Annotated in this window: 8 protein-coding genes and 2 pseudogenes; 3 read left to right on the top strand and 7 right to left on the bottom strand. The window is 35.9% G+C overall.

Annotation, left to right across the window (positions count from 1 at the left end):
* Positions 1 to 182: 182 nt before the first annotated feature.
* From ystJ to DS031_RS23005, 4 genes and pseudogenes are all read right to left on the bottom strand, one after another.
* Positions 183 to 1,416: pseudogene (ystJ, locus tag DS031_RS23020) on the bottom strand (NADP-dependent malic enzyme).
* Between the two features lie 11 nt (positions 1,417 to 1,427).
* On the bottom strand, positions 1,428 to 2,861 hold the full coding sequence (aspA, locus tag DS031_RS23015) for an aspartate ammonia-lyase (protein WP_113808505.1): 1,434 nt from the start codon (positions 2,859 to 2,861) through the stop codon (positions 1,428 to 1,430).
* Positions 2,862 to 2,970: 109 nt separating this feature from the next.
* Complete coding sequence (gene sda / locus DS031_RS23010) at positions 2,971 to 3,138, bottom strand: sporulation histidine kinase inhibitor Sda (RefSeq protein ID WP_113808504.1); 168 nt, start codon at positions 3,136 to 3,138, stop codon at positions 2,971 to 2,973.
* Positions 3,139 to 3,222: 84 nt separating this feature from the next.
* Positions 3,223 to 4,437 carry a dicarboxylate/amino acid:cation symporter gene (locus tag DS031_RS23005; protein ID WP_113808503.1) on the bottom strand — a complete coding sequence of 405 codons (1,215 nt, stop codon included), beginning with the start codon at positions 4,435 to 4,437 and terminating at the stop codon, positions 3,223 to 3,225.
* A gap of 199 nt (positions 4,438 to 4,636) precedes the next feature.
* On the opposite strand from DS031_RS23005, the gene DS031_RS23000 reads away from it, so the two are divergent.
* The 3 genes and pseudogenes from DS031_RS23000 to DS031_RS22990 all read left to right on the top strand — a co-directional run.
* Entirely contained in the window at positions 4,637 to 5,908 is a 1,272-nt protein-coding gene (locus DS031_RS23000) for an ATP-binding protein (protein WP_245947635.1), read from the top strand.
* Positions 5,909 to 5,913: 5 nt separating this feature from the next.
* Positions 5,914 to 6,828 (top strand): response regulator, encoded by a 915-nt coding sequence (locus DS031_RS22995; protein WP_113808501.1) that lies wholly within the window; start codon positions 5,914 to 5,916, stop codon positions 6,826 to 6,828.
* An 80-nt stretch (positions 6,829 to 6,908) separates the two neighbouring features.
* Positions 6,909 to 7,313, top strand: a pseudogene (locus tag DS031_RS22990) (Rossmann-fold NAD(P)-binding domain-containing protein); the annotation flags it as partial.
* A gap of 126 nt (positions 7,314 to 7,439) precedes the next feature.
* Here the strand turns inward: DS031_RS22990 and DS031_RS23915 are convergent.
* From DS031_RS23915 to DS031_RS22980, 3 genes are all read right to left on the bottom strand, one after another.
* Positions 7,440 to 7,583, bottom strand: coding sequence for a hypothetical protein (locus DS031_RS23915; RefSeq protein WP_181833298.1), 144 nt, complete (start codon positions 7,581 to 7,583; stop codon positions 7,440 to 7,442).
* 379 nt (positions 7,584 to 7,962) lie between these two features.
* Positions 7,963 to 8,256 (bottom strand): hypothetical protein, encoded by a 294-nt coding sequence (locus DS031_RS22985; RefSeq protein ID WP_113808500.1) that lies wholly within the window; start codon positions 8,254 to 8,256, stop codon positions 7,963 to 7,965.
* Between the two features lie 32 nt (positions 8,257 to 8,288).
* Positions 8,289 to 8,795, bottom strand: coding sequence for a DUF3189 family protein (locus DS031_RS22980; protein ID WP_113808499.1), 507 nt, complete (start codon positions 8,793 to 8,795; stop codon positions 8,289 to 8,291).
* Between the last annotated feature and the right edge of the window lie 331 nt (positions 8,796 to 9,126).

The raw sequence follows: 9,126 nt of genomic DNA, 5'->3' as shown, positions 1-9,126 counted from the left end.
AATGGCTGTGAATTTAAGAAAATTCACAGCCAACAACAACTGATATAAGGCATAATAATGAAAAAAGAGAAATTGCGTCCGCAATTTCTCTTTTTTCATTATTTGAAGCTAGTTATGTCCCAGCCTCTTTTACTTTTTCACAATCTGCATTATAAATGAACAATAATAGGGAATATTTCCATTTAAATAAGTGATATTTCACTTGCTGCATTTTCTATTTGTATCATTTGCTTAGCTGCTCCGGATTCCATAGCTGCCTTGGCAACTGCCCTTGCAACGGCCGGAGCAACACGCTCATCAAATGGGGCAGGGATGACGTACTCTGGAGAAAGATCATCAGCTGATACGAGAGAAGCAATCGCGTGGACAGCAGCTCTTTTCATTTCTTCATTAATATGTGTTGCACGAACATCTAGGGCGCCGCGGAAAATGCCTGGGAAAGCTAACACGTTATTAACTTGATTAGGTAGATCTGAACGTCCTGTACCGATGACTTTCGCGCCAGCTTCTTTTGCTTCACCAGGCATAATTTCAGGAATTGGATTTGCCATCGCAAAAATGATCGCCTCATCATTCATTAATTCCACCATTTCTTTAGTAAGGGCCCCTGCAGACGAGACCCCAATAAATACGTCTGCTCCTTTTATGACGTCTTGTAATGTTCCTTCTTGGTGATCGATATTAGTAATAGAAGCTATTTCATCTTTAATGTGATTCATGCCGTACGAGCGGCCTTCAAAAATAGCTCCTTTTGTGTCGCAAAGGATGATATCATGTGCACCGAACTGATGTAAAAGTTTTATGATGGCTACTCCGGCAGCGCCCGCTCCATTTACTACAACTTTAATGGAAGTCATTGTTTTGTTGACTAACTTTAACGCATTCACAAGGCCGGCTAATGTTACAATCGCTGTTCCGTGCTGGTCATCATGAAAAATAGGAATATTCGTTTCTTATTTTAAAACGTTCTTCAATTTCAAAGCATCTTGGTGCAGCGATATCTTCCAAGTTAATACCACCAAAAGTTGGTTCAAGCCGTTTAACTGTTTCGATAATTTCATCAACATTTGTTGTCTTTAAGCAGAGTGGGAATGCATCAATACCTGTAAAGCTTTTAAATAACACGGCTTTTCCCTCCATTACTGGAAGGGCTGCTTCAGGACCGATATTTCCAAGTCCTAACACAGCCGTACCGTCTGATACAACAGCTACCGTGTTGCCTTTCATTGTATAATCATAAACACTGTTTCGGTCTTTATAGATCTCTTTACAAGGTTCTGCCACACCAAGGGAATAGGCAAGGCTTAAGTCTTTTGCATTTTGGACAGGTACCTTCGCATTTACTTCTAGTTTTCCTTGTTTGGCTTTGTGCATGGCAAGTGCTTCATCACGTAATGATTTTATGTTTTTCTCCATCCTTTCCATTATTAAACAAGCTCCTTTTCGTTTAAACGAGCTCCAGCAATTCCTGGATGTGTCATTTCATAGCTATCTAAAATAATATTGAGTTCTTCATTTGAAAGTATATTGGATGCAAGACACATTTCACGTACTGATTTCCCTGATGTTATTGCTTCACGTGCAAGTTGTGCTGATTGTTCATAGCCAATATGTGGATTGAGAGCCGTAATCACCCCAACACTTTTTTCAACGTTTTCTTTTAAAAGCTTTTCATTTGCCTCAATACCAGCTACACAGTAATCGGTAAAAACTTGGAAGCCGTTTGTCATCATATGAATCGATTGAAGCAGGTTAAAGACAAGAACAGGTTCCATAACATTGAGCTCAAACTGTCCTGCTTCAGAGGCGAGGCTTATAGTCTGGTCATTTCCCATCACATGAAAGGCAATTTGGTTAATGACTTCAGCCATAACAGGATTCACCTTTCCAGGCATAATTGATGAACCCGGTTGACGGGAAGGTAAGTGAATTTCATTAAGACCAGTACGGGGACCTGATGCCATAAAGCGCAGATCATTTGCAATTTTCGACATGTTCACCATACTAATTTTTAAAGCCGATGATAATTCCGTGTAGGCGTCTGTATTTTGTGTGGCATCGACAAGGTGTTCCGCTCCTGTTAATGGCAGTCCGCTAAACTCTGAAAGATAACCGACGACAGCTTCAATATATTTCGGATCAGCGTTTAATCCGGTGCCGACCGCAGTTGCCCCCATATTCACTTCATATAAATGCTCATGTGTACGTGCAATTCGTTTAATGTCGCGCAAAATCATGCGGTGGTAGCTCTCAAATTCTTGACCAAGTCGAATGGGCACGGCATCCTGCAGATGTGTCCGACCCATTTTAATAATGTGATCAAAACTTTGTGCCCTTTCACTGAAGACAGATGCCATATAACGCATCACATTAAGGAGTTTCTTTAGCATATTTAAGGCAGCAATATGAATCGTAGTTGGAAATACATCATTTGTAGACTGTGCCATATTGATGTGACTGTTTGGACTTAAATAAGCATAGTTACCCTTTTCTTTTCCTAAAAGTTCAAGAGCTCGATTTGCGATCACTTCATTGGCGTTCATATTTAGTGATGTTCCGGCACCACCTTGAATGGGATCAACGATAAACTGATCGTGAAGCTTACCAGAAAGGATTTCATCGGCAGCTTCTATAATTGCATGACCAAAATAGGGCGAGAGATGTTCTGTCGCTATATTAGCCTGTGCAGCTGCTTTTTTTACTAACGCAATGGCATAAATAAGTGATTCATGAACACGGTATCCTGTAATAGGAAAGTTTTCGACTGCACGTAATGTTTGGATTCCGTAATAGGCATCGTAGGGTACTTCTTTTTCCCCTAAAAAGTCTTTCTCAATTCGAAACTGCTTGCTATCTATCATTTTGATCACCTTTTCTTATTAAATTATCGCGATACCGATGTGAACTTTAGTTGTGACAGGTCATAAGCGGTGTATATAAGTTAAATTTATTTATTGGGCATGAAATCATTTATATTTCATATGTCCATTCACCAGTTTCAAACCGTATTAATGATAAATTTCTTCTCTTTATTTCTTCTTCAAATAAAGAAATAAAACTAGAATCAAGTTTTAATGCCATTGCTTCAATATAAACGTGAATTAAAAATTGGTTGCTTAACTGCTTGAGTATTGTCATTCTCCCTACATAAACCATTATATTTTTAAAAACATGCTAAAAATTCTGATTGAACTTATATAGTTCATTTTGAGAACTTTCTCTTCAGGCTGTTAAGGATGATTTATTAGTTTGTAAGTCTCTTTCTTTGCTGCTCACAACAACTGCGGCAGCAGCGTCACCTATTACATTAACAGTTGTCCGAATCATATCGAGAATACGATCAATTCCAGCAAGGAACGCAATTCCTTCAAGAGGTAATCCAACAGACGTCATAACCATTGTTAACATAATTAATCCTGCACTCGGAACTCCCGCAGTCCCAATTGAAGCAAGAGTTGCTGTTAATACAATCGTTATTTGCTGTGTAAACGTTAAATCGATTCCAAAAAATTGAGCTACAAACAGTGCACAAACACCTTGATAAAGTGCAGTTCCATTCATATTGATCGTCGCCCCAAGCGGCAGCACAAAACTACTAATTTTTCGTGGTACTTTTAAGTTTTCTTCTGTACATTTAATGGTCATCGGAAGGGTTCCTGAGCTGCTCGATGTACTAAAAGCAACTAAGCATGCTGGCATAATTCCTCTAAAAAATGTTAATGGACTCATTTTGCCTAAAGTTTTTACTGTAATGGAAAAGACAACAATGGTATGGATTAATGAACCTATTGCTAAGGCTAAAATCACTTTTAATAAAGGGAGTAATACTGAAAGACCATATTCTCCGACTGTAGGTGCTATCAAGCCAAAAATACCGATTGGAGCGAAGCGCATGACAACAGCTGTAATTTTATACATTACTTCTGCGAGTTGTTCAAACACGTTGTATAATGGCTTTGTTTTTTCACCAACCATTGTAATTCCTATTCCAAGAAAAATTGCAAAAAAGATAATTTGCAGCATATTTCCTTCAATGAGGCCAGCTAATGGGTTAGTTGGAACGATATTAAGCATTGTATCTACAATTCCTGGTGTTTCTTGTGATTCTATCTCCTGTGGTGAAACAGAAATTTCTAAGCCTTTACCAGGGGAAAGAACACTTCCAATAAATAAACCAATAGATATTGCGATAGCTGTTGTCAGTAAATAATAACTGACTGTTTTTACACTTAACTGTCCTAGCTCTTTAAGGTTACCGGTACTTGCAACACCTACAACTAAAGATGAAAATACCAATGGTACGATAATGAACTTAATTAATCTTAAAAAAAGATCTCCAAGTGGTTGTACTACTTTAATATCAGGTCCTATGATTGCACCTAGAATAATTGCAGTCACAAATCCAAGGAAAATTTGAAATACCAGGTTGTTTTTCATTTTTGATTGACCTCCTTATAATTGATTTAAATGAATTGTAAGCGCAATCCTACTAAAACATACAGAAACCAACAATAAAAAACATAAAAATTATTTGAAAGTTCGATAAATAATGATTTTAAAGGATTTTAATAGTAGAATTTAGATGGAGTGTTCCATAAAATATATAGTGATAAGAAAAATGCAGGAAGTGTATAAAGTGTTCAAGGAAAAAATTACAATTTTTATAATGATGTTAATAGCAGTACCATTGGCAGGTGAGTTGAGTTTTTACCCTTTTGAAGGAGACTTTCGAGTTAGCTTCGGAACCCCTATTTTTTTCTTTTTTTTATTATGGTTAAGAAAAATGAATCGGGTATTAGCCGGCTTATTAGTTGGAGTTTTTGTTGTGCTTTTTCGAATTTTGTTAGAAGGGGTTACTGGAGACAAGGTAATATGGGATGAGGCGTTAGCGATGCATTTCCCTGTCTTTTTTTATTACTTTACATATGGTGTTATGTTTGGTGTGATGAAGATACACCATTTTTATAATCGTCCAATATGGGTTGGAATATTAGGTATTCTACTTGAAATTTTAGCTAGTATGGTTGAAATTTCATTAAGATACTCAGTGTCAGGGGAACTTATAAATTTTTCAACCATCATTTTAATTATTGAGATAGCCTTTATTCGAAGTTTCTTTGTTCTTGGCTTTTTTAACATTCTTATTTTCCGTAAAGCGAAGCTAGCAGAAGAGCAGCAGCGACAAAAAAATGAACATATGCTCATGTTAATTTCAAATTTATACGCAGAAACGATTCAGTTAAAGAAATCAATGCAACATGCAGAGGATATTACAAGAGACTGTTATCAGTTATATCGTAAGTTGAAATCCCGTTCAGAACAGAAATTTGCAAAAGACACATTAAATATTACTGGTCAAGTTCACGAAATAAAAAAAGGCAATCAAAGAATTTATGCCGGCTTATCAAATTTAATATCTAATGAAAATTTTAATGATTATTGGAGTATGAAAGAGGTAGGGGATATTATTGTTAAATCAAACGAGAAATATTCTGACTTGTTAGGAAAAAACATTCAGTTTCGTCTCGATTTGAAGGGTGATCATTCTTCTTATCATATTTATACTGTGTTATCATTATTGAACAATCTTGTCTCAAATGCGGTGGAAGCGATTAAAGATTCAGGAATTATTACAATTTCAAGTTATCGACACGATCAATATGTTGAATTTCAAGTTATGGACAATGGTCCAGGTATTCCGGAAAAAAAGAAAGAATCCATTTTTCGACATGGTTATACAACAAAGTATGATTTATCAGGGCGGCCTTCTACAGGTATAGGGCTATCGTATGTAAAAGAACTTGTTGAAAGCATGGGAGGAACAATAAAATTAAATAACGGTACAGGTAGTAAACGGACTACTTTTATTATAAAGTTACCTGTTGAAAGCTTGGTACAGAAAGGATAAACGTTATGCGTTATTTTATTGTAGATGATGATCCGGCAATTCGGGAAATGCTAGCGGAAATAATAGAAGATGGGGACTTGGGCGAAGTTGTAGATGAAAGAGATGATGGATCAGACATAGATGCAGATTTACTTCAAGTCAAAAAAGTTGATATTTTATTAATTGATTTATTAATGCCAAGCCGTGATGGGATTGAAACAGTTCGAGATTTAGGGTCTTCTTTTAACGGAAAAGTGGTTATGATTTCACAAGTTGAATCAAAGGAGCTAGTTGGGGAAGCTTATTCTCTTGGAATTGAGTATTATATTACTAAGCCAATTAATCAGTTGGAAGTGTTAAATGTTCTGCAAAAAGTAAATGAACGCGTTTTGTTGGAAAAGTCCATTTACAATATTCAAAAATCATTAAGTATATTTAATGCGCCAAAAAAACATGAAAATCTATATATAGATAAAAGCATTGTCACTTCTGGGAAAGTACTACTGTCCGAGTTAGGGATTATTGGGGAGAGTGGTAGCAAAGACTTATTGGATATGTTAGTCTACCTATTTCAGCATGAAAATGAAACAAAGTCAGAAGACGCCTTTTCATCGCTCAAAGATATTTTTGAATGTATCATTTCAAAACGCTTGGAGACAAAAGCAAAGTCAGAAGATATTAATCGTGAAATTAAAGCATCTGAACAACGTGTTAGACGTGCTATTCATCAAGCACTCATTCATATTGCTTCGCTTGGGTTGACTGATTATACAAATCCAACATTTGAAAAATATGCATCAAAGTTTTTTGATTATGAACAAGTTCGAAAAAAGATGATGGAATTACAGGACAAGCGGGAAGTTGGTTCTTCCCATATTAGAATTAACACAAGGAAATTTATTCAAATGCTGTACTTGGAAGCGAAACAATGGAATGGATAACTTGATTGAAAAAGGTCTTTTATTTTATATTTGATACCTTTATGGGTTAGAGCATTTAAAACTCAAAAGCCTTACTATGTGTATTATCAGGAGCGCCATGGGTGACTTCGGCAGGAAGCGGAAAAGTCGGCTGGGCACTGCAGCAAGATTATGCAGAGGCAGCAGCAGTGTTATCTAGTGAAGGGCACGAAAATACAATCTACGAGCTTTCTGGCAAGTTATTAACGCAGGAGGAATTTGCGGCTGTACTTGGCACTGTATTAGGTAAAGAAGTATCGGTGCAGCACGTTGATGATGCTGCGTATGCAGACATTATGAAAGTTGTCGGCGTACCAGATTTCCTCATTCCATTTCTTGTTAACATCCAGAAAGACATTCGAGAAGGCACACTAGAGATTGAGAACAGCGATTTTAAAAAGCTTCTTGGCCGTCCAGCTGCACCAGTTAGTGAGAGATTAGTTCAAAGCGTTAAAGGGATTTCTTAAACCGTATGAGTGAATTGAAAAGCCGACTTTCTTTCATTAGAAAGTCGGCTTTTGACGATATAGATTACCCTTTCGTAAAAAAATCACTTGAAGAACAGTATTGTTACTGGATTTCCTCTTTGTAAGTTAATCTTTATTTAGAAATTCAATAAATTCTCGAACCGTTTCTAGATCACCTGTAATCATTAAGGCAGGAAGCAATATAAGAGCGCCAATGACTGCAAGGTTAGAATAAAACACGACACGCAATGTTTTTTTCAAAACTTTCATCTGCTTCACTTCCTTATGGTTGATAGTATATTGTGATTATCTCATAATAATTTTAAAAATTAAAATTTTCTGATTAAATATAGAAACTCCTTCAAAAAATTTGAAGAAAGAGTGGCTTATCCAGAGAGGAGCTGTTGTGGTTGCTGATACGATGGGACTTGCTAAAAGAGATGTATTGCTGATACTTCTTTTTTGTGCAAGGAGTTTATTAGAAAACATTCTTTAATAATTTTATACATTATTCACATAAAATTAATTGCTTTAATATACTATTTTACAGTCGTGAAATGGGTGTGACTGAAATGATTAGAAGAGATTAGGATAGAATTAAATTTCCCCCTTAATTGTTCTGTCTTTATTTCTTCTTCTTTTTCGGCTTTTATAAAAAATTTTGTTTTTGTTGTCTCTTCTTTTTGAGTGCACGAAGAGATGTTTTTAAAGATGCATAATTGCCTATAGCCGCATATCCATAGAAAAAGCCCATGAAAATACCTGCATATAGATTATCTTTGTGACTGAAAAAAACAGAGATTACAAGTCCAACGGTAACGGCAATGGAAGGGATAATGTATCGTTTAATAGGCAAAAATTTAAAACATTGAGTAATAATCATAATAATTGGTACCGCGATTACTGCATCCCAAATGTTTGTATGAATAATTGGAAATGTCAATACTTATCCCTCGCTTTAATCATAGTTAAATGCTATTTAAATGTTTTATTATCTAAAATTTTCACAGAATCATCCATTTTAGTGCCCAACATTTTTGTGTGATGGACAAGCCTGATAAGGTCGAAGTGAGCTTGTTTGGCTCCAATGACTAATAAGGGAACACCAATTGCATCTATTTTTAATCCTCGCGAGAAAAAACCTCCAATTGTCATAGCGATCGGGACAGTAGGAGAAGTATTTGAAAAAATAATCCGCTCTTTTTCTTTATGAGGGGCCTGAAGCACTACACTTAAATTTTTTAAGGCAGGGATAAGAGCTTTTGATCTGCCTCTACCAATCGTATAAACAGAATGCTGATTTTCGTCTTTTCCGTGAAAAATTAATTTTCCCATATCTTTATGCGTTAATTTATTAAAAATATCAACATGTAATACTTCTTCTTTTGTAGGCTCACGATCTTCGGGTAATTTCTTTAAATGATAAGCAGCAGCCAGGACTGATGAGTGTGTTCCTCCATAACAGTTATAGACAAAAATCATATGTATACTCCTCTTTAAAAAATTCTCTATGTTAAAAGTTTTTTAGTTTATTTATAGTATTAACAGATTTTGGAGGATTAATCTCTTCTAAGTGAGGAGAGACACTTATTATAATAAGTGCTAAGTAGGAATAAGAAGAAATGTAATCGGGTAAAGATATAGTATTATCTTCCAAGTTAAGAATGCATCTATCAAGGGTGTCCGGAGTACCCCTTCTTCAAGCGTGAAAACGATAAGGAGGGGGTGAATGGACAGGTCTTCATAGGTCTTATTCCTTGTTTTTTAGAAAAAGCTTCCTGAACCTTCATTCAAGAACAAATGTTTGGTATAA

This window comes from Bacillus taeanensis (assembly GCF_003318295.1).
GTDB classification, from domain to species: Bacteria; Bacillota; Bacilli; order Bacillales; family UBA6769; genus Maribacillus; species Maribacillus taeanensis.
The sequence above is the reverse complement of the archived record's forward strand: the minus strand, read 5'-3'. Positions and strand labels throughout refer to the sequence as shown.

What these genes read in the sequence shown, in the direction of transcription:
- aspA (WP_113808505.1), bottom strand. Translation starts at nt 2,861, where the DNA reads ATGATAGATAGCAAGCAGTTTCGAATTGAGAAAGACTTTTTAGGGGAA.
- sda (WP_113808504.1), bottom strand. Translation starts at nt 3,138, where the DNA reads ATGACAATACTCAAGCAGTTAAGCAACCAATTTTTAATTCACGTTTAT.
- DS031_RS23005 (WP_113808503.1), bottom strand. Translation starts at nt 4,437, where the DNA reads ATGAAAAACAACCTGGTATTTCAAATTTTCCTTGGATTTGTGACTGCA.
- DS031_RS22995 (WP_113808501.1), top strand. Translation starts at nt 5,914, where the DNA reads ATGCGTTATTTTATTGTAGATGATGATCCGGCAATTCGGGAAATGCTA.
- DS031_RS23915 (WP_181833298.1), bottom strand. Translation starts at nt 7,583, where the DNA reads ATGAAAGTTTTGAAAAAAACATTGCGTGTCGTGTTTTATTCTAACCTT.
- DS031_RS22980 (WP_113808499.1), bottom strand. Translation starts at nt 8,795, where the DNA reads ATGATTTTTGTCTATAACTGTTATGGAGGAACACACTCATCAGTCCTG.